We start from the raw sequence: 20,177 nt of genomic DNA on the forward strand, positions 1-20,177 counted from the left end.
TTTTCCTCCCAAACAAGAATTAGAAGAATTCATATAATCCCTCATTAAAATACTCATATTCTTCAATAGATACCTTATAACGAGTATAGCCCGAATAGAATGCTTTTATGAATTCCTCATCTTTTCTAAGCTTTCTTATTGCTAAAGAAACATCATACCGAGGATCTCCAACCGTCATACCAGCTACATCAATAAACAATCGTACCTTTCCATCGATTACTAGTACATTGTCTGTTGTACAATCACCATGGATCAATGTTTGCTTTACCGATTTTGGAATTGTATTTTTCAGCTTGTTTAAAAGTTCTACTGTACCGTCCACATCGCCTATTTTAAGGTATAGTTCTGCTTTATTTAATTGATATTCAAGCCAATTATCACTCTTACATAGCTCTTCTATTGGATCCGTTTCATGTAACCGATTCAATAATTGGCCAAAACTTTTTATTAATAATTGTTTTTCTTCATAATCCGCTTGTTTCAATGCAGAAGTTAGTGATATCCCATTTTCAAAAGACATGATGACATGATTACGATCTTGTTCCTCTATATAATTATAATATTGCGGAACAGGGATGATATGCTTGTTCTTTAGTTTTTTTAAAACGACGGCTTCGTTTTTTAGCCATTCCCGGTATCTCTCACTAAACGCACTTTTCATCAAGTAGGTTCCCTTAGTTGTAGTGATTTTGCGAACTTCTGAAGTCCACCCCTGTTCATCTAGCAAAGAAATGTCTTTGACTTCACCTAACATTTCTTCTAACTTTTTAAGTAAAGAGGAATCCATCTATTTCACTTCACTTTCAACTGTAACCGTTTTCTTCATTATAAATAAAAAATTCAATAAAAAAAGCATTAATCCTTCTTGTGATTAATACTTTTTTATCAAATTAGCTTAAATTTTTAATTTACTTTTACATTAAATTTGTGGATACATTGTTATAAATTAAACCTTTGCTCATAACTATATTGCCTGTTCCACTTTTCTCTCTTTCACTAACAGTGCCCCGATGAACCCCATCAGTGAAAAGACGATCGGGATGATAAATCCATAATGAAACCCTAGATTAATAGCACTTTGAGGGAATAAATCGAGTACACTTCCGAAAATGATTGGCAATAGTACAGCACTCGTAAACCCACCCATATTGGCAAATCCTGTGACAACCCCTACCTCTTTTACGGAAAATGATTCTCTTACAATTGCAAATGTTAATGAGCTTGCACCATTTCCAAAACCAATTGCTATAAATAAAAATAATACTAACCAAAATGAAGGATTTACACCTGATAAAAACATCCCTACCCAACTAAGAACTACAGTGAGATGAACAATACTATACACCTTTTTTATTGATTTCATTCTACTCGTAATTGAACTAATAAAAACGCCGCCAATCATCGCACCCATCAAACCATACATAATCAACTGGCTCGCTTCGGCACGGGTCATATCAAACATTTGCATTGCATAGGGTACTCCCCAAGAACCGATGAAACCAATGTAACCACCAACTAAACCAAAATGACATAGAAAAGTTGCCCAAGCCTGTCTTGTAGCGATTAATCTTCTTAAGATTTTCCAAACACTTTCTCGTTCTTGAACGAAATCTGTTTTATCTTCTTTTACCTCTTTAAATATCCTTTTCGGGTTCCATACTAAAACAAAATAAAGAACACCAGTCATTATTACTAACATAATTCCAATACTTAAAAAAGGAATTCTCCATCCTACATAGGAAATCCATAATGAAAATGGAACTGTAGCTGTTAATGAGGCAACGCTACTAACTAAAGATAAGAGACCTAATAATTTTATAAATTCTTTCCCGTTAAACCATTGGGTTAATATTAATATTAGATTGATAAAAATAGCTGCATCCCCTGTTCCTACAAAAAAGCGGGAGATCATTAAAACATATTCACTTTCGGCTGTACTATATAAAATACTTCCGACTCCGGTTAAAAAAGTACCAATAATTAAAAAACGATTGGGTCCGAATCGATCTGATAGTAAACCAGAAGGAATTTGTAACCCTGCATAAGCAACAAATGAAATACTACTAATTACTCCAATGACGGCACCAGTAACTTGAAAGTCCTTCATTAATTGGTCTGTAATCAGTCCGGGAGCAGTTCGTTGAGTAACGATTAAAAAATACGCTAACAAAGCTGAACCATACACTATCCAACGATAACCGCTTTCCTGTTTGTTCATTATTAAGACCTCCCTGGTTGAAGAAACCTCTGTAGGAAAATAAAAAAGAATAAATTCGATAAATCTGACGATCCATCTCCCTTATTCAACGTTTCTAATTTCAACCCACTAAGTATGTATGATTTTTTTTGAATATTATTCTTTTAGTAAACTTTCTTAGTTTAGCAGATATTCCAAATCCCCTCAATACCAATAAATATTCTAAGATTTCACGCACTAAAATGCGTTTACCCTTCTGGATAAACGCATTAAGCAATTATTGATTTTTCACCATTGTAATAAATACTGCTGATGGACTTTCAAACTCCATCTCCTTAGTAAAGCCGAATTTCTCATAAAGACGGATGGCACGTTCATTAAATTTTGCTACAGTAAGGCGGATCTGAAGTTGGTTTTCCTTTTGGATTTGTTCAAGGATGAATGAAAAAAACCGTGATCCATTCCCCTTTCCAGTTAAAGTCGGCTTCAAACCTAACCCAATATCCGGAAACGGCTTTGAGTAAGCACCAAATTGCCAACCTATCGGGACCTGTGCTGAATCTCCCACACAGAAAAACCCAATGAGATTATTTTGGATATCCACTACCGCCCTATATTCACTATTTAATAGTTCCTTAAGCGACTCCCCGCTTAACTCGTTATTGTAAAAATCATAAGGTGGTTCATAATTCCAACTTAATATTTCTTCTGCAAATCTTTGATTCATTTCTTTTACCAATAATTGATTCATTTTATTCTCCTATCTACTTTGTGCGATTTGAACAATATTTTTTATAACCGTATCTGCATCTTGATTATCATTTATGACAAATAGATAATCGGCTTCACCTGCCGAAGGATCTTTTACATCTTCATTGAACGATTCCATTTGTTGCCGTTTTAAAACTTCCTCAAAATTTGTATAAGGACCCCGAAAAATATTCGTGCGTCGACTACTTTTTACAACCCGCGCTTCTAGAACATCATTGGGAATATCAAAATGAACAAGAATCCGGACAAATACATCTTTCGGAAACAACTCTTCAAGTAAGTACCTGCGTCCTTTTTCACTTCGATTTGAATTCGAAATAATCAGGTGAAAATCAGTGTTTTCTTTCGTATAGTCAACAATCAATTTCGAAATAGCATGTTTGAGCGTGTTCGGACCCTTTTTGGGTTGTAGATTACTATAATATGTATTGATAAACTCTGCGTGATTGTCCTGGTCCATTACTATAGAATTTTCTAGTACTTGCTCTAATGCTTTAGCAAATGTTGTTTTACCGCTATGTGTTTTACCGACTGTGATAATCACAAGCCTATTCACGACCAAACACCTCCCTATTAGTAAATTCAAGGTAGATCATAGTCTTACCTTAGTTACAGTTGAAACAATTTCTTCATTTTTCACTTCCAAAATATACTCTTGATAAACGTGTTCACGACCACCGTTCTTTTCATACCATTTTTTTATTCGTTGAAGATGAGCTACATCTTCCTTAATATTCGATTCAATTCTCTGATATTTTTCGTAACTTTCATATTCCCATATTGCAAATACTTCGTAAGTATCATTTTTGTTATCCTTCATCCATCTACCAATTAAACGAGCTCCGTGTTTCAACTGGCTTGGTAAATTCGTTTTATTGAAATGTTCATTGAACTCTTCCAAAAAATCACTTTTAACGATGTAAGATTTTCTTCGGTAAAACATGGACCACAACTCCTCCCTTTTTTACATAAAAGTATATAAAGTAGTTCAACAAAATGAACTCGAATCCCTCTAGTATTCTGTGTTAAATGAGATGAAACTCATTTTTAAGAATTGTTTGACATTTAACCCCCACTCTGTTATAATTTAATCCAATAAAAGCATACAAATTCGTTGATGAGAAAAAGTAGCGTTTCATTTTGATCCACAGAGAGCTGACATTTGGTGCAAGTCAGTGTTCAAAAGTTACGTGAAAAATCCTCTCTGAGAAGTTAGGCTGAAATTTAGTAAGTCTGACCGGATGTCTACCGTTAAAAGGACCGCGTATGATTGTACGTTGCTAAGTGCTATTGAGCGGATCAATAGAATTAGGGTGGTATCGCGGGTTAACCCCGTCCCTTCATGGGACGGGGTTTTTTGCGTTCTGACGTATAAGCATATAGGTAATACGCACAAGAAAAGCATCAACATCCTATTGGGGATAAGTTGGGTTTCTCTAGTATGTTTTTATACAAATATACTGTATAGGAGCGATATCTATGAATGCTAGTGTTAGTAAGGAAACTGTTGTCCATCGTGAGGAACGTATCCGAAAGTTATGGTTAGAAGAAAACACATTTCGTAAGTCTGTTGAATTGAGATCAGGAAAAACACCTTTTGTATTTTATGAGGGACCTCCAACTGCCAATGGCCTCCCCCATGTTGGGCACGCATTTGGTAGGACAATTAAAGATATTGTTGCACGTTTCAAAACGATGCAAGGTTTCCTAGTGGAGAGAAAAGCTGGCTGGGACACACATGGCCTTCCAGTTGAGCTTGGCGTTGAGAAACAGCTAGGTATCTCTGGAAAACAAGAGATTGAACGCTACGGAGTGGAATCCTTCATCAACAAATGTAAGGTTAGTGTCTTCACTTACGAGAAGAAATGGCGTACATTTACTGAAGAATTGGGTTACTGGGTTGATATGGATGATCCTTATCTAACATTAAGTAACGACTATATCGAAAGTGTTTGGAACATTTTAAGTAAAGTACACAAAGATGGTCTTTTGTATAAAGGACACCGTGTCTCTCCATATTGCCCTAGTTGTCAAACAACTCTTAGCTCGCACGAAGTAGCACAAGGCTACAAAGATGTTAAAGACTTATCGGCTACTGTGAAATTTAAAAGGCTTGATGCAGCAAATGAATATTTCTTAGGCTGGACCACTACTCCTTGGACTTTACCCGCTAATGTTGCACTAGCTGTGAATCGATCATTAACTTACGTCCGGGCGCAAAAAGAAAATGATGTTTTTATTCTTGCAAAATCTTTAGTAAATAAAGTTCTTGGAGACCATGTAACTGTATTAAGTGAACACAGTGGAAGTGAATTAGAAGGAATTCATTACGCTCCACCATTTAACTATGTGACCATTGAAAAAGGTCATTGTATTGTTCTAGCTGATTACGTAACTCAGGAAAGTGGAACTGGGATTGTCCATATTGCCCCAGCTTATGGTGAAGATGACTACAGAACGGTTCAACAAAATGGATTATCTTTTGTAAACGTAGTTGATGCTCAAGGACGTTACACGAAAGAAATTTCAGATCTATCAGGAAAATTTGTGAAAGAATGCGATGTAGAAATCATAAAAATGCTTTCTGAACAAGATAGACTTTTCCACAAGGAAAAATATGAACACAGTTATCCTCATTGCTGGAGATGCGATTCCCCCTTACTCTATTACGCAACAGATAGTTGGTTCATCAAAATGTCCTCTTTAAAGAATCAAATGCTTGCAAACAATGCAACCGTTAATTGGTATCCTCATCATATTAAAGACGGGCGCTTTGGAAACTTCTTAGAAAACTTAATGGATTGGAATATTAGTAGAAATCGTTATTGGGGTACACCACTTAATGTTTGGGTATGTTCAAATTGCCAGTATGAGGAAGCACCAGGGAATATCGAGGAACTTCAACAGCTCACGACAACTACTTTACCAAATGAAATTGAGCTTCATAAACCGTATATTGATGAAGTACAGTGTACTTGTCCGAAGTGTAAAGGGGTAATGCAAAGAACACCTGAAGTGATTGATGTTTGGTTTGATAGTGGTTCGATGCCTTTTGCTCAATATCACTATCCATTTGGAGATATGGAAAAGTTCGACTCCCAATTTCCTGCCGATGTTGTGATCGAAGGAATTGACCAGACAAGAGGATTTTTCTACAGTTTACTTGCTGTCTCTACCCTCTTTACTGGGAAGGCACCTTATAAGAACGTCTTATCTCTTGGCCACGTCCTTGATGAACACGGTCAAAAAATGTCTAAAAGTAAAGGCAATGCATTAGACCCTGTTGAACTCATTGAAGAATACGGTGCAGATGCTCTTCGCTGGGCTTTCCTAGTGGATAGTTCACCTTGGAATCCTAAACGTTTTTCTAAAAAAATTGTTCAAGATGCAAAATCAAAACTAATCGATACCTTAGACAATACTTTTAAATTCTATGAGATGTATGCGAAAATAGACTGCTTTATTTACAATAAGGAGCAAGTTGGAAACAAGACAATTCTAGATGAATGGCTACTTTCTCGATTGAATAGTACAGTCCAAACTGTTACTGAATATATGAACCATTATCAATTTACCCAAGCAACAAGAGAAATTGCAACTTTAGTTGATGATTTAAGCAATTGGTATGTCAGACGATCAAGAAATCGTTTTTGGGCTTCGGGCATGTCAGAAGATAAGAAAGCCGCTTATTCAACACTCTTTGAAACTCTGACAACAATTTCTCTCTTACTTGCACCATTCGTGCCATTTATAGCTGACGATATCCATTTGAAATTACATCAATCTAGTGTCCATTTACAGGACTATCCTATAGCAAATGAATCCATGATAAATCAACAATTAGAAGAGGATATGAAAACTATTCTAAAAATAGTGGAACTTGGCCGTAGCATTCGAAATAGCAAAAACTTGAAAGTAAAGCAACCTTTGCAGAAGCTCATCGTGTGGACACCAGAAGTGAAACGTCCATTAAATGCCTTTTCAAACATTATTAAAGAGGAGTTAAATGTTAAAGAGGTAGTTTATACAGATGATTTATCACATTATCAATCAATCCTCTTGAAGTTAAACTTTAAAACTGCAGGAGCTACATTTGGTAAATTAGCGAATTACATCAAGAAGTATGTTGAGGAAATGACAGAACAAAATAAAAAGTTACTATTAACTAATGGAGTGCAACAAATTGTCGTAAATGATGAAATGGTAACTTTAGATAAAAATCATATTCATATTGAGCATCAAGTTACTTCTGGATTTGAGTTGGCCGGTGATGAACTATTAAAAGTACTTTTAGAAGTAACACTAACTCCTCCACTAATAGATGAAGGTCATGTAAGAGAATTGATACGAGCAATACAAGATACTCGAAAGAAATTAGATTTACCAATCGACCAATATATCGACATTAATATATCTGCCAACGATCTAACGAATGATAAAATTAAAGTTTTTGTAGACTTAATTAAGGCGAATGTACTTGTTCACAACATTAACTTTGAGAAAAAGCACCAATCAGATGCTCAATTTGATTTATGTTTTGGAGAAGAAATGATAAATGTCTCATTCAATTATTAGCTGAATCACAAAAATCGCTGCTCTTTGAATCAATACAAACGAAAGAGCAGCAACTTCTTAATTCATCTACCATCTAAATTAAATGATGATAGTTTTCATCAATTTCAACACTTTCACCAGGATAATCATAAGGATTTCGGTCATAATCGTAGTCCTCTTCAAAACTTGGATAACTTGTAAAACCCTCTTCACTATCAAAATTGGAAATTGGACTCTCATAAGGATCTTCATCAATAAAATCGTTATAAGGATTTGTCATGAAATCATTTATATCATTTGTACCATTCGCATAAAAGATTTCTTCTTCATATTCTTCCACATCAACATCCACCACAGTACTTTCATAGCTGTATTCTTCAACATCATCGCTAATGCTTTCATCGTATTCATAAGAATCGACCACAGTATGGTTAGTTAAAATAGCCCCCTCTACTTCAGGAATGGCTGTAGCTGCAGCTGTAGTCGTAAATATGGCACTATTCACTAAAAATCTTTGTTCCACTTCTTCATAATTTTTTTTAGCTTCATCGTGTAAACTCACCGTATCAATTACTGGAATTGGTGATTTGATACCTCTTCCGCTTCTCCTACTTTCTCTGATTTTTGTAAATGAGCGATTCCATAAATAACTACTGCAAATAATACGACACTACCAAATATTATAAAAGCGATAAAATCTGTAAATAAATCCATCTATAACACTCCATTTCTCTTTTGTTATACTTATCATTATAGAACGAATTCACCGAGTAACTAGGACACTATTAGTACAGTTTTGGAGGTAAATATGTCAGAGAAATACAATCCTGAAAAGAGAATTGAACTTTTACGCCTATTTGTCAATGAAGGAAATTTCCAAGAAACAAAAGAAATAGCGAAAAAACTAGGAATCTCAAGCTCTAGTTATTTTAAAATTGTGAATGAACTAAATGAATTTCTCTATACAGATAAAAGTTATTTACAGTTAGGTCCTAGCGATGCTTTAAAACAGATTGTATTAAAAAAAGAAAATCATACTTATGCGATTTATAAATTGATTGAAAGCATTTTGCCAACAAAAAGTCGTGTTTCACGGTACGCTGTCATCTTAAAATTACTTCAAAGATATGGAGAACTGACAGTAACTGAAGTAGTCGAACATGCCTCATTTATAAATTTTCCTAATATGCACAAAAGTGCTTGGGAACGAAAAGAAGCTTCCCGTTGTTTAGATGATTTGACTTTAGAAGGATTAGTTCTAAAAAAATGGGATGATTCGAGAAAACCCGGGCGTTCTGTGTATCGACTTGCTCCTTCACTACATGAATTATCTACTGAAGCTAAAGAACAACTCAGTTCGTATTTGCAATATTTAATCCACCGCGCAAATAGATCCTTGCCTGCTCATAGTATTCAGCAAAAGCTATTAAAGGTCGTACCTGTCCAAGAAGATCAATCCATTTATTACCACTATCATTACATTGGTCGGATGTTAGATGAACCGATAGTCGAGCTTATACAAGAAGCAATTCGTACAAATCATACGATTTCGTTCCAATATTTCGAAGTGAAATCACAAAAGAAAGTAGTTGTGAAAAAGAGTAAACAGTCCCTAAAGAAAACCGTTATTCCATTAAGAATTGTGTATGATGAGCAATTTTATCGTTGGTATTTGATTGGGAAAAGCATTGAGGAAGAAAGAGAAAGGCTTTTTCGATATCGTTTAGATTACATGATTCATACGAAAATAACAAAACCAGTTGATGAACCTGTATTTTTAGAACTTTTAGAACAGTGTAAAAATGAATTAGCTTCTAGCTGGTTAGTAAGTGACTCCCCTTTGGAAAAAATTAAGGTGCGCTTTAAGCAAGATCCAACCTCTCATCGTCCATTTATACGTGAACGAGTTGAGCGACAAGGACAACACGGATGAATAGTTGAAGAATTAGAAGATGGTTCATTTATTTGGGAAATCGAAGTAGCAGGTGTAGATGAAATCATTCCATGGGTTCGCTCTTTTGGCCGCAGTGCTAAAGTGATAGAACCGATAGAACCAGTACATTTAAGAGAACGTATGATTGCCGATTTACAGGAGGTGCTTTCTATATATGGCTACAATGAATAAATTTCTACATACCTCGTTTTTCAAACAGCTAGAATTACAAGATGCAGATAACAAATTAGCAGTTGGACCATACCCATTGGGTGAAAGCGAAAGATCTTGGTTACACGAGGTCATGCACTATCCAGAAGCTACTTGGTTTCTTGATAAGGAGTATGTAAAAGAGACTCAATCTGTTATTTCTGCTACAACAGAAGATCCTACCATTATCCATAAAGCTACTACTAGTTCTTATACTATTAAACCTGAAGTCTTTCGATTATTACATACAACGATTAGAGAACAACGACTTTGCAAATTAACGTACTATATTCAAAACCGTTATAAAAAAAGGCATTCTGCAATTCTTCACAAACTAGAATTTTCAGTTGCACAAAAAAAGTGGTTTGTCCGTTGGGTTCGAATCACTGGAGATGAAATGGAAGAAAAAATAAGACTAACACCTTTAGAATCAATTGTCTATATTGAACAATTGGAGGTTTTGGAAGAAAAGTTTGAAGTATCCAAGCAGTTCACTTCCTCTTTAGAACATGAGAAACAAATGGCTGTTATACAATTTAAACCAAAATGGAAAGACCTTGACCCACAACGGTTTTTACAGGCCTTTTCCATTTTTGAAAAGGAAGTAGAAAAAAAAGAGGATGTTTTACAATTGAAAGTGTTGTACTCCCCACTAGATGAAGCATTCCTCCTTTCGAAAGTTCGAATGTTTGGTCCACATGCCGAGGTCGTCTCACCTGTGCATTTAAGAGAGCGAATAGTTCAATCTGCATTACAAGCATTGGGAAATTATGAGGAAATATAAAATACGTAAAGGGAAGCTCACATAATTGGATGTGTACTTCCCTTTTTTAGATGTTGTTAAATTCTTGCTTTATTTATCTCCATCTTCACCTTTAGGCTCAATAACCCCTCTTTCCTCCCAATGTGTTAGAGGAATTTCTATAAACGCATGAAGTAATTGTTTTAATAATTGATAAAAAGTTTCTCGAACTTTTCCTACTTCTTTGAAAGGTAAAGGAAGCTTATGACTATATTGATTTCGAGTATCTATAAAGTCTTTACAAGCTTTATATAACTCATTTTTATCAATTTTTGCATGGACGGGTTCAGTATTATTCTTATCGTACTTTTTTGCATCTTTTAAATAATATGCATAGTTTCCTAGCGTACATTTCGTGTAAAAATCAGACTTACAACCAATGATCTTTTTATTCCTTTTTTCAAATGGATAGCTTGTATATAAAATGGAATTATAGTTCTATCCCCTTTTTCGCTTTATAGTTTGAATGTTTTGACTTTAAATTATAATGTTATTATATCCCTTTTTCACCATCCTGAGGAATTAGTATTTTAAAATGAAAAATTGTTGTGCAACACTTTTCTCACAAACATGAGTATCTTTTATGTCTAAATATTTTTGCTTAAGTGATTCATTCACCCTGTTTGTTTCTTCAATTTCTCCATTAAGAGCATCCATATTCCCTCGCAAAACTTTTATCGCATTTTGATATAAATTCGTGCCCTCTTTTAACTCTTGATTTTTCAATGTTAGCTGCTTATGTTGGTTGTGCATCCCTTCTTGTTTCACTACAAAAATCTTAAGATCACTTGTTGGATTTTCAACTTTGAGTAAGTAAGAATAGGAACCATTAAATAATAGGATTAAAATACCTACTATTAAAATTGATATGAACATATATATCACTCCTTAAGTCATTTAATATTCGAACTGAACTGTTATTTACAGTATAAATAGAAAGTAAGGAAATCACTGGGACAGTTTCTGTACAGTTTTTAGAAAACTTTAAACTAATCATTTTGAAGGAATTAAATAAGTTATGTAAAATGAGTTTGAGGTATTATAGAGGGAGTATTACTTATATTCTATAAAACAACAAAATAGAAAGGATTAATCAATTGGAACAGACAGCTAACAATCATCAGTCTCCACTTCTATCTTTCGAATTTGCTACATCAACAGGACAGATTCAGCCATTAACCTTTTCAAATCCTGTTCAATTGTTGATTGCTAAATCAGTGCAAGAAATTTTACCCTGTTTACAACAGGTTCAAGAAGCCGTTGAAAATGGATATTATGCAGCTGGTTTCCTTACATATGAAGGTGCTAAAGCTTTTGATGCTGCTTATCAAGTTAGAAACGATCATAAAATGCCTTTATTATGGTTTGGAATCTTTGAAGAACCCATCCAAGAGTCCATAAATAGTTCGGGTTCTTATCATATAGAAAATTGGCAACCTACTGTAAGCATTGATGAGTATCATGCAGCGATTGCCTCTATAAAAGACTCCATTGAAAAAGGAGATACATTCCAAGCAAATTACACAATACGTCTTCACTCCGAGTTTCAAGGTGATGATATTGCTTTATTTCAGAAGTTGAAAAGAGCACAATCTTCTAATTATTGTGCTTATATTAATACTGGTGAACATAGTATTTTATCTGCCTCACCTGAGCTCTTTTTCCATATTGAGGGGGATGAAATTACGACAAGACCAATGAAAGGTACCGTTTTAAGAGGAAAAACTGTCTCAGAAGATGAAGAGAATGCACGTTGGCTCTATTATTCTGAAAAAAATCGTTCAGAAAATGTCATGATCGTCGACTTGCTTCGAAATGATTTAGGACGAATTGCAGAAATGGGATCAGTACAAGTAACGAAACTATTTGAAATTGAACATTATCCTACCGTTCATCAAATGACTTCTACTATTAAAGCAAAAATCTCACCGAACACAAGTTATGTTGATATTTTCAAAGCATTATTCCCATGTGGATCAATTACTGGTGCACCGAAAATAAAAACTATGGAAATAATAGCCAATTTAGAAAATACACCTCGGGAAGTATATTGTGGGGCAATTGGTTATTTTACTCCAAAGGGTGAAGCGGTGTTTAACGTTCCTATCAGAACAGTTGTTATCGATCAGCAAACTGGCCAAGCAACATATGGTGTTGGAGGAGGCATTACGTGGGATTCGACTGCTGAAGGTGAATATCATGAAGTTCTTGCAAAGGCTAGCTTCCTTGAAAAAGACGTAACAGATTTTCAATTGCTAGAGAGTTTATTATTAAGTGATGGAGAGTTTTTCTTATTAGATGAACATTTGAGTCGTTTATCACTCTCTGCAAAATACTTTAGTTTTCCATTTAACAAAGAGAAAATTCAAGATACTCTTTTGAATCTTGTTAAAGAAAATCATCTTGGTGACTATAAAGTTCGATTGCTTTTAAGTAAAAAAGGTGACATAACGGCCGAAGTTCAATCCATTAATAAGTTTGAATCCCCTCTATTCGTATCTTTGGCAGATAAACCAGTAAATAAAGACAATCTATTTTTATATCATAAAACAACGAATCGAAAAGTTTATGAAGATTTCAAGAGGGATTCTATAGATGTATTCGATGTTCTTCTATGGAATGAAGACGGTGAATTAACGGAATTTACAAATGGCAATGTTGTGCTCGAAATAGATGGCTCGTACTTTACACCACCTATCCAATGTGGTTTATTATCCGGCACATATCGTGAGGTGCTTATTAAAGAAGGAAAAATTACTGAAAAGACATTAACTTTAACTGACTTAGAAAAATGCACAAACATATGGTTTATTAACAGTGTGCGAAAATGGCTTCCGGTTCAATTAGTAAAATAGATAAAATAAAACCAATAATCTTCCTTTGAAAACCATCGAAGAAAGATTATTGGTTTTTATATTATACTACCTCAAATTTCAAGGTGTTTCGATTTACTTGTACATACTAACCTGTTGTTTTATTCATTACTTGGGTCACTTCATTGGTGTGCATGATCTCAAACCAATCATTTTGAATATCAACCAATATTTTAATTACTTCATTACTTTTTCCGAATTTAATACCACTAATAGAGTATTTCGTCATTGCTATCACCCTTTCTAATTAACTATTTCAAAACTTATAAAAAAGCAATTTTTTTAGATATTTTTTTCTACTAACCTAACCAATTAAATTTATAAGCAATTACCCCAATTGGTGCACCGATTATTGCACCTAGAGAGTAATATAACCAAATATTTTTACTTACTTTCCTAATAGATATGCTCATTCAATGTCCTCACTATTTATTTCGAATTGCCAAGCAATACTTCCCATGAGTAAGTAACAATACAATGCTCATCACAATAATGGAAAATAGTTGTGATTGGCCAGATGAAACGGAGTATAAGGCAGATAAAATGATTCCGACGATTAATGCGGTCGTAAATAAGAAATAAGATTTGTAAAAGCCAATTAGCATAACGTGTCGTTCGCCTTCATCTGAAGCAGCTAAAAGCTTTTCTGCAAATTTTGGTTCTGATGTTTTTGGTAAATTACGTTCTGGATATGCCAGTCGGATTACATTCGCAGAAAGTATTGATGCAAAGAAACTGATAATAATCGCTACGATGCCAAGAACAATAAAAACTATTTGTCGAGTTGTAATCACAGATACACAAAGAGTTAAAATCGAAAGAATCATACTAGACTGTACAAAAAACGAGAAATACGTGTATGTTTTATAAATTAAGATATCCACTTCATCTTCTTCGTCTCCGTCGACCTGTTTATTGCTTAATCTTTTTACTTGAGTGTATTTCACAATACTAAATAGTAAAAGGGCACCTATCATTACCAATAATCCGATTTGGATTGGTTCTGCATAATCTACTAAATCAAATTTAAAGCCTTTTAATACAAATATGGATGTAAAAAATCCAGCTGCAGCACATAGCAAAATGTAAATAATCTGTTTCATTTATAAATCATCCTCCTCGATGATAAAGATACTTTCTACAGGTTCATTAAAAATACGGGCGATTCGTACAGCGATTAACAGTGAAGGCATGAATTCTTCACGTTCAATTAAGCTAATTGTCTGTCTTGATACTTTTGCAAGCTTAGCGAGTTGTGTTTGATTTAACCCGTCTCTTGCACGGAGCTCCTTTAATCGGGTTTTCATGTTTTATCACCTCTTATATATTGAGTGTAAACGATACATTTCATTTTGACAAGTATATTTGTCAAAATGAAAATTAAATTAGTCATATTCTCACAAAAAAAGCATTAATCCATTTGGGATTAACGCTCTTGCTTAATAAGTTTATATGATTTATTCACTTGACTTAACAAAATATACTTTCTGTCCATGTCCATTAAGTATTGAAATACACAATGTAACTAAAATTGTTAGGATGGAACTAATAAGTAAAATGTAGAAGAATAGTTTACCCCCAAAGGTTGTTGCATTAATAAATAACGTACTGGCACCAAGATAAACGATCCCAAAAGCAAATGATACTTTAATGGATGTATCGTTGTTCTTTTTACCGACAACAAATAACACTAACCCTATAATATAAATAAAGCTCAGTAACATTAAGATTGGAAAAAACGGTTGGAATTTTGCTTCATAGACAAAATAATCGAGTAAAACAATTTCTTTACCTGATACAATTTCAATGCCAAAAGTATTAGTAAATGGTGTAGAGTATGTCCATTCTAATGAGTCCTCAATAATTGCACTACCCTCATACCAGGCAGCAACTGTAGCGAATAAAAACACACAAACGCATATTAATAGTTGGATGATTATTGACATTTGATCACTACCCTCTTAATTTACTATTACACTATATTGGAACGTACACTGTTAATAGAAGTTTCATTTTTTATCATTAGTTTACCAAGATATTCCGCAGATTAAATTAGGTCAATATCCGTATTTTTAATGAATCCTCTACATTCTTCATACCTATTCATTTATGATATTGCAGATGATTATCCAATTTTTAGAAGAAATGGGTGACTATTTTACGAGAAATCACTGCCTTTTGGTAAAAATAAAAAGAGAGCCTCATTGAATAATATCAATAAGGCTACTCTTTTTATTAATTATTTAATTGTAACAGCAGGTAAAGTTTCCCCTGTTTCTAGTAATGTCTTTAGATTACTCAAAATAGCTGGCCAGCCATTGTTAATTCCTTGAAAACCAGAGTTTTCATCATAAAAATCAGTTGGTAGTAGATATTCATGTTTTAAGGCCAATTTAACTGTTTGATCCATAGGTTTTATCGTAAAGGTTACTTTAGGAGTTTGTTCACGCTCAGTTTGATCTTTTACCCAAAGAAACGTATAGGATAATTGTTGATGAGGATGATAGTTTAATAAAACTCCCTGGTCAGCCAAATCATCATTTTCATCTAAGAATGTAACCTGCGAACCCACTTTCCAGTCCGATTGAATTTTTCTACCGAACCAATATTTCTCTGTAAATTCTTTACTCGTTAATGCTTCCCATAATTTTCTGTAGTTGTTCCAATGTAAGTTACATATTCAAATGTTGAGGAATTCATGTAAATCCTCCTTTTTTTCGACAATATAGTTGATCTCATTTTCTTTCATTTGGTGAAATATGGTATAGTTTACAAAAAACTATACCCTCTTAGTAGTTTCCTATAATGTATCATATTAAACTTTAATTATATTGAAGGAATGAGTGAACAATATGTTAAAAGAGCGATTTTTTTGGATAGGTTTAATCATTGTCGTATGCAGTATGATTGGCAATTATCTCTATTTTCAATCTAAACAGTTAACTTTACCAATCTTTTTAAAGCATTACTATGAAACACAAGTTTACGAGGATGGTAATCAGCTACAATTTTATTATTTAAACAATAAAGAAAACCCTGTTGACGTAAGCTATGTTTCGATTGATGGTGTCCTTCTGAATCCAGTAAATGTTCCTAAATTTCCTACTTCGTACGATGAAAATTACAGACCAAATATCGAACAAAACTTCACACATCATACTTTAGAATCTGTAAATTTTCGATTTCCGGAATATGCTATTCCAGTTAAGGTAGGATCAGATGACGTTTGGACTTTTAATAATATGAAAGTTACATTTACAAATGGTAAAACGATTGATGTAAATATTGGTGAAGTTCGAGTATATGGAAAACCGCCTGCAAATGAAGCATTAAACAATACATATAGCTCCTCAAGTAACCAAAATTTTAGCCAATGGTATGCTGCAGCTACAAAACCGTTAACAATTGAAGGGATATCGACTCCATTTTCAAATCAAATTGGAACAGATCTTTTTATTAAACTGTTTGCAGGACCAGATATTACAACGCAAGATGACATGAATACATTCTCACAGGTTCCTAAATGGTATAATGACGAATTTCTTTCAGACGTTCACTTAGAAGATCTAGAAGGCACTTCTCTTAATGAAGAACTATTTCCAATTCATTTAAACGAATCAGATTTTATCAAACTTTATATATACTTTAATCCTGAAAGTAGCTATATATTTGATTTCTATATTACGGTTTACGGTTCTACTGACGACGGTGAACCATTTGAATATGCAGTGCCGATTAACGCAAGTAACGCGCCTTATCTTAAAGAAGATGATGTCAATAAACTCATTGAGGAACGGATGGGAGGATTAAATAAGTAATGGATAAAATATTTCAAAAAATATTTTGGGGCTATATTATTATTTCCTTTGATATTTATATTTTTATAGATATTCTTATTGATCCTCTTGGTTATTTTATGATTTACAAAGGAATTAAACAGCTAGTTAAAGATTTCCCCATTGCCAATAAATCTAAAATTGTGTCATTCGGATTAATTTTCTATTCTATCCCTTCTGTTATATTAAAAAATACAATGGAGTGGAATTGGTATTACACGATTTTTTCATTTATAGATCTACTTCTTGTGTTTTATATATTCCAACTTATTATTAGCATTGCTAAAGCAGCAGATGAAATTGCGTTTGAAAAACGCGCTTTTTGCACTGGTACGGTCTATTTTATAAGTACTTTCATAGGTCTTTTAATGTCTAGTTTTGTACCAAATCTGCCTGTAAGTAATACATTATTTTTCATTACACTAGTAATTCTGGTAGCTGCTTTAATATTGGAAATTATGTTCTTTGTATTAATTTGGCGTGTACGGAAGATATATGTACCGATTATTGAATGAAACAAAAAGAGCGCTGATAATTCAACGTTCTTCTTTATTATCTTGATTTAAACTATTGGATAACACCATTTTTAAATTATTATGACAAGGAAGATTCTAGTTCTGTATCAAAATAATTAACACTTTATATCAAAATAATATTGAAAATATCAAAAACATATTATATAATAAACTTACTTGACCGAGCTAGTTGGGGAGGTAGCGGTGCCCTTTAACTCGCAATCCGCTCTAGCGAGAATGAACTCCTTTCTTAGGCCGTCCGTATTGTAGGGTCTGCCTTTGACACGTAGCGTTGACGGTTGGGTCCTGCGCAATGAGTGCCCATGAACCATGTCAGATCCGGAAGGAAGCAGCATTAAGTGGTATCACTCATGTGCCGCGGGGTAGCCTAACCTGAGCTGTCGACCAAAGTAACGCTTATGTGCGGCTGTCGAAGAAAGGTGCTCGGCCATGATATACATATCATTAAGTAAACAAAACCAACTGTTGGTTTTGTTTTTATTTTTGTTCAAAGTAAAAAGCAATTCTATCCGCGTAAACGTATGAATTGCTCTTCATTCTCTAATTTTCCTTATCCTCTTTACTTGCAACCTTTTTATTAATTCCTCGATAAATTTGGGTATTCATTGTTCCTTGAACGACTTGTTCTAAAAATAACTCCCCTTTTAACTTTAAATATTCATCGTCGTCATGACTGTTGTTGATTTAATAACTTCTTTTTTATTTTGTAGTCGCATCGATAAAATACCCATAATCTCAATTTTAGTTTGCTATTGATAAAAACCCTAATAGACACTTATTAAAAGTGTTGGCTATTAGGGTCTCTCTGAGGAAATTAAGTTTTGATTATAATTGACAATCTTCGCAATCGTTATTGTTTTGATTTTGATTGTTACGTTTAATGTTTAATTCCTCAGCGAACTCTTCACGGTTAGCTCGTTCTCTGTTTGCATTTTGGTTTTGATTTTGTTGCTTTTTATTATCTTGTGTTTTGTTGTTTTTATGTTTATTGCTTCCCACTTTATCACCTCCATCACTATTATTTTGAGTAACATGAGGTATTTTATCCGTACAAGCAAGGATGGAATAATTGCTACTCCTACAGAAAATACACAGCAACTACAAATACATTGAAAAATGATTTTAATTACATTATGCATAATAATAAGCAAAAGCAAAAAGGCATTAATTCGTGAATGAATTAATGCCCCGTAGTATTCATCTATTCATCTTGCTTGTGCATTTAGATGTGCTTCGTACATATCAATAATTTCTAAAAATCTTTCTGCCTCTCTAAATGTATGGTCTGCGAGAAGTGGATGAATATTACTCTTAATACGACATTCTTCAATTAACTCTCTTGCTTGTTTCTTAAAGTCCCTTAAAGATTTTGTAGATACTCTATTTTGATCTAACATTTGGTCTAAGAGTGGTTTTGTTTCAGATTGAGGTCGCATGTGGTCTAAATCTTGTGCCTGGAATAACAATTGGTCAAAGTCATGGCTAAAATCTCTTGCTTGTGCCACTAATTTTCGTTCTGAAGGATCTAATAAATGCCCAATAAACTTAGCATGGTCTGCCATTATTTTGAGGAAGAATACATTTTCTTTAATAATGTCATCCGGTTTTGGTGCTAATACTCCTTCATTGAGTTCTTTTAGTCTTCTTGCAAAATAAGCAGCTTCTCGGCTTGTATGGTCGACTAAAAGTGGGTAATTATTTGTCAGTATTTCACATCGTAATGTTAAATCCAAAATTTTTCTCTTAAACTCCCATATGTGTACTGCAGCTTGATATACTTCGTTATTAAATGCTTGAACCGCCTGCAAATCAGAGTTGACTGAAAATCAGAGTTGACTGAAAATCGGCTTAATTTTTCCTCAACTCTTTCGAACAAGTCATAATAATGTTGTGCTTCAGCTATTAAATTTTTTTGTTCAAATGTAAATCCTAATTTATTTTTTGAAGGGGGAGTTTGGACTTTTATGTTCGGGTTTAGGGCGTTTATGTGCGGGTTTTGGCCATTTATGTGCGGTTTTAGGCCATTTATGTGCGGCTTCTACATGTTTATGTGCGGCTCAAATAAAAAACTCTATTCCAACCCAGGAACAGGATTTTTAACATTTGCACATTTTTTTAGCTTGTTTTTTTGTTAAACCACGGTGGCTCATTTCAACTTTTAACATTGTTAAACATCGCTTAATTTCAAGATAATGATTGAGCTCAACAAGTGAACACCGTTCTTTTTTGATCTCTTTATAATATTTTTTTTGCTTTTTATATTGTATATAAAGAGTTTCTAATTCTTTATCAGAAATTTTCATTGTCATCACCATTATTATTATAACCTGAATTATTCATACCTCGAACATAAATCAGGGTTTTAGGCCAAAAACGATTAGATTCCCGATCCCTTTGAAAGAATCATGATTATTTTTCTTCTGAAAAGCATCTTTCTAGAATGAGGAGCGGAAAAATGCTTGTTT

21 protein-coding genes, 1 other RNA gene, 1 pseudogene and 1 other annotated feature are annotated in these 20,177 nt (G+C 33.8%); of the genes and pseudogenes, 7 read left to right on the plus strand and 16 right to left on the minus strand.

Going from position 1 to position 20,177, the window contains the following annotated elements; genetic code table 11:
- Positions 1-19 precede the first annotated feature (19 nt).
- The 5 genes from ACOQFO_RS09405 to ACOQFO_RS09425 form a co-directional block, all read right to left on the minus strand.
- Positions 20-787 carry an aminoglycoside phosphotransferase family protein gene (locus ACOQFO_RS09405; protein WP_421689426.1) on the minus strand — a complete coding sequence of 256 codons (768 nt, stop codon included), beginning with the start codon at positions 785-787 and terminating at the stop codon, positions 20-22.
- Between the two features lie 177 nt (positions 788-964).
- The gene (locus tag ACOQFO_RS09410) at positions 965-2,218 is read right to left on the minus strand and encodes an MFS transporter (RefSeq protein WP_421689427.1); all 1,254 of its coding nucleotides are present in this window, start codon (positions 2,216-2,218) and stop codon (positions 965-967) included.
- A 256-nt stretch (positions 2,219-2,474) separates the two neighbouring features.
- Positions 2,475-2,948, minus strand: coding sequence for a GNAT family N-acetyltransferase (locus ACOQFO_RS09415; RefSeq protein ID WP_421689428.1), 474 nt, complete (start codon positions 2,946-2,948; stop codon positions 2,475-2,477).
- Between the two features lie 9 nt (positions 2,949-2,957).
- Positions 2,958-3,524 (minus strand): AAA family ATPase, encoded by a 567-nt coding sequence (locus ACOQFO_RS09420; protein WP_421689429.1) that lies wholly within the window; start codon positions 3,522-3,524, stop codon positions 2,958-2,960.
- A 36-nt stretch (positions 3,525-3,560) separates the two neighbouring features.
- Entirely contained in the window at positions 3,561-3,911 is a 351-nt protein-coding gene (locus ACOQFO_RS09425; RefSeq protein ID WP_421689430.1) for an NIPSNAP family protein, read from the minus strand.
- A 162-nt stretch (positions 3,912-4,073) separates the two neighbouring features.
- Positions 4,074-4,311: a binding site (T-box leader), on the plus strand.
- 136 nt (positions 4,312-4,447) lie between these two features.
- Here ACOQFO_RS09425 and ileS point away from each other — a divergent pair.
- The gene (gene ileS, locus ACOQFO_RS09430) at positions 4,448-7,543 is read left to right on the plus strand and encodes an isoleucine--tRNA ligase (protein ID WP_421689431.1); all 3,096 of its coding nucleotides are present in this window, start codon (positions 4,448-4,450) and stop codon (positions 7,541-7,543) included.
- Positions 7,544-7,616: 73 nt separating this feature from the next.
- Here ileS and ACOQFO_RS09435 read toward each other — a convergent pair whose 3' ends face one another.
- Together ACOQFO_RS09435 and ACOQFO_RS09440 are read right to left on the minus strand one after the other, a co-directional pair.
- Complete coding sequence (locus ACOQFO_RS09435) at positions 7,617-8,084, minus strand: hypothetical protein (protein WP_421689432.1); 468 nt, start codon at positions 8,082-8,084, stop codon at positions 7,617-7,619.
- An 8-nt stretch (positions 8,085-8,092) separates the two neighbouring features.
- On the minus strand, positions 8,093-8,236 hold the full coding sequence (locus tag ACOQFO_RS09440) for a hypothetical protein (RefSeq protein WP_421689433.1): 144 nt from the start codon (positions 8,234-8,236) through the stop codon (positions 8,093-8,095).
- 472 nt (positions 8,237-8,708) lie between these two features.
- Here ACOQFO_RS09440 and ACOQFO_RS09445 point away from each other — a divergent pair.
- Positions 8,709-9,647: pseudogene (locus ACOQFO_RS09445) on the plus strand (WYL domain-containing protein).
- Positions 9,631-10,449, plus strand: coding sequence for a WYL domain-containing protein (locus ACOQFO_RS09450; protein ID WP_421689434.1), 819 nt, complete (start codon positions 9,631-9,633; stop codon positions 10,447-10,449). The pseudogene ACOQFO_RS09445 and the gene ACOQFO_RS09450 overlap by 17 nt, the downstream one beginning before the upstream one ends.
- A gap of 540 nt (positions 10,450-10,989) precedes the next feature.
- On the opposite strand, the gene ACOQFO_RS09455 is transcribed toward ACOQFO_RS09450, so the two are convergent.
- Positions 10,990-11,343: a hypothetical protein gene (locus tag ACOQFO_RS09455; RefSeq protein WP_421689435.1), complete on the minus strand. Its 354-nt coding sequence runs from the start codon at positions 11,341-11,343 to the stop codon at positions 10,990-10,992.
- A gap of 221 nt (positions 11,344-11,564) precedes the next feature.
- Between ACOQFO_RS09455 and pabB the strand changes: the two genes are divergently transcribed.
- Positions 11,565-13,322: an aminodeoxychorismate synthase component I gene (gene pabB / locus ACOQFO_RS09460; protein ID WP_421689436.1), complete on the plus strand. Its 1,758-nt coding sequence runs from the start codon at positions 11,565-11,567 to the stop codon at positions 13,320-13,322.
- Between the two features lie 106 nt (positions 13,323-13,428).
- Here the strand turns inward: pabB and ACOQFO_RS09465 are convergent, their stop codons facing one another.
- The 5 genes from ACOQFO_RS09465 to ACOQFO_RS09485 form a co-directional block, all read right to left on the minus strand.
- Positions 13,429-13,569, minus strand: a complete 141-nt coding sequence (locus tag ACOQFO_RS09465) for a hypothetical protein (protein ID WP_421689437.1) — start codon at positions 13,567-13,569, stop codon at positions 13,429-13,431.
- Positions 13,570-13,765: 196 nt separating this feature from the next.
- Positions 13,766-14,443: a DUF3169 family protein gene (locus tag ACOQFO_RS09470; protein ID WP_421689438.1), complete on the minus strand. Its 678-nt coding sequence runs from the start codon at positions 14,441-14,443 to the stop codon at positions 13,766-13,768.
- Positions 14,444-14,647 carry a helix-turn-helix transcriptional regulator gene (locus ACOQFO_RS09475; protein WP_421689439.1) on the minus strand — a complete coding sequence of 68 codons (204 nt, stop codon included), beginning with the start codon at positions 14,645-14,647 and terminating at the stop codon, positions 14,444-14,446.
- 150 nt (positions 14,648-14,797) lie between these two features.
- Complete coding sequence (locus tag ACOQFO_RS09480) at positions 14,798-15,286, minus strand: DUF4306 domain-containing protein (protein ID WP_421689440.1); 489 nt, start codon at positions 15,284-15,286, stop codon at positions 14,798-14,800.
- 293 nt (positions 15,287-15,579) lie between these two features.
- Entirely contained in the window at positions 15,580-16,020 is a 441-nt protein-coding gene (locus tag ACOQFO_RS09485) for an SRPBCC domain-containing protein (RefSeq protein ID WP_421689446.1), read from the minus strand.
- Positions 16,021-16,192: 172 nt separating this feature from the next.
- Between ACOQFO_RS09485 and ACOQFO_RS09490 the strand changes: the two genes are divergently transcribed.
- From ACOQFO_RS09490 to ffs, 3 genes are all read left to right on the plus strand, one after another.
- On the plus strand, positions 16,193-17,158 hold the full coding sequence (locus ACOQFO_RS09490; protein WP_421689441.1) for a hypothetical protein: 966 nt from the start codon (positions 16,193-16,195) through the stop codon (positions 17,156-17,158).
- Positions 17,158-17,691, plus strand: coding sequence for a hypothetical protein (locus tag ACOQFO_RS09495; RefSeq protein ID WP_421689442.1), 534 nt, complete (start codon positions 17,158-17,160; stop codon positions 17,689-17,691). Before ACOQFO_RS09490 ends, ACOQFO_RS09495 begins: the two co-directional genes overlap by 1 nt.
- Positions 17,692-17,872: 181 nt before the next feature.
- Positions 17,873-18,139: signal recognition particle sRNA large type (ffs, locus tag ACOQFO_RS09500), an RNA gene on the plus strand.
- Positions 18,140-18,537: 398 nt separating this feature from the next.
- On the opposite strand, the gene ACOQFO_RS09505 is transcribed toward ffs, so the two are convergent.
- From ACOQFO_RS09505 to ACOQFO_RS09515, 3 genes are all read right to left on the minus strand, one after another.
- On the minus strand, positions 18,538-18,711 hold the full coding sequence (locus ACOQFO_RS09505; protein WP_421689443.1) for a hypothetical protein: 174 nt from the start codon (positions 18,709-18,711) through the stop codon (positions 18,538-18,540).
- Between the two features lie 206 nt (positions 18,712-18,917).
- Positions 18,918-19,520 (minus strand): DUF2935 domain-containing protein, encoded by a 603-nt coding sequence (locus tag ACOQFO_RS09510; protein ID WP_421689444.1) that lies wholly within the window; start codon positions 19,518-19,520, stop codon positions 18,918-18,920.
- A gap of 288 nt (positions 19,521-19,808) precedes the next feature.
- A complete protein-coding gene (locus ACOQFO_RS09515; RefSeq protein WP_421689445.1) occupies positions 19,809-20,015 on the minus strand; it encodes a hypothetical protein in 207 nt (68 codons plus the stop codon).
- Between the last annotated feature and the right edge of the window lie 162 nt (positions 20,016-20,177).

The sequence above is a fragment of the Ureibacillus sp. MALMAid1270 genome, from assembly GCF_049202975.1.
Taxonomy (GTDB): Bacteria; Bacillota; Bacilli; order Bacillales_A; family Planococcaceae; genus Ureibacillus.

Bases quoted from the DNA above. Each gene is read 5' to 3' on its own strand.
- ACOQFO_RS09405 (WP_421689426.1), bottom strand. From the start codon at position 787: ATGGATTCCTCTTTACTTAAAAAGTTAGAAGAAATGTTAGGTGAAGTC.
- ACOQFO_RS09410 (WP_421689427.1), bottom strand. From the start codon at position 2,218: ATGAACAAACAGGAAAGCGGTTATCGTTGGATAGTGTATGGTTCAGCT.
- ACOQFO_RS09415 (WP_421689428.1), bottom strand. From the start codon at position 2,948: ATGAATCAATTATTGGTAAAAGAAATGAATCAAAGATTTGCAGAAGAA.
- ACOQFO_RS09425 (WP_421689430.1), bottom strand. From the start codon at position 3,911: ATGTTTTACCGAAGAAAATCTTACATCGTTAAAAGTGATTTTTTGGAA.
- ileS (WP_421689431.1), top strand. From the start codon at position 4,448: ATGAATGCTAGTGTTAGTAAGGAAACTGTTGTCCATCGTGAGGAACGT.
- ACOQFO_RS09440 (WP_421689433.1), bottom strand. From the start codon at position 8,236: ATGGATTTATTTACAGATTTTATCGCTTTTATAATATTTGGTAGTGTC.
- ACOQFO_RS09450 (WP_421689434.1), top strand. From the start codon at position 9,631: ATGGCTACAATGAATAAATTTCTACATACCTCGTTTTTCAAACAGCTA.
- ACOQFO_RS09455 (WP_421689435.1), bottom strand. From the start codon at position 11,343: ATGTTCATATCAATTTTAATAGTAGGTATTTTAATCCTATTATTTAAT.
- ACOQFO_RS09465 (WP_421689437.1), bottom strand. From the start codon at position 13,569: ATGACGAAATACTCTATTAGTGGTATTAAATTCGGAAAAAGTAATGAA.
- ACOQFO_RS09470 (WP_421689438.1), bottom strand. From the start codon at position 14,443: ATGAAACAGATTATTTACATTTTGCTATGTGCTGCAGCTGGATTTTTT.
- ACOQFO_RS09475 (WP_421689439.1), bottom strand. From the start codon at position 14,647: ATGAAAACCCGATTAAAGGAGCTCCGTGCAAGAGACGGGTTAAATCAA.
- ACOQFO_RS09480 (WP_421689440.1), bottom strand. From the start codon at position 15,286: ATGTCAATAATCATCCAACTATTAATATGCGTTTGTGTGTTTTTATTC.
- ACOQFO_RS09490 (WP_421689441.1), top strand. From the start codon at position 16,193: ATGTTAAAAGAGCGATTTTTTTGGATAGGTTTAATCATTGTCGTATGC.
- ACOQFO_RS09495 (WP_421689442.1), top strand. From the start codon at position 17,158: ATGGATAAAATATTTCAAAAAATATTTTGGGGCTATATTATTATTTCC.
- ACOQFO_RS09515 (WP_421689445.1), bottom strand. From the start codon at position 20,015: ATGAAAATTTCTGATAAAGAATTAGAAACTCTTTATATACAATATAAA.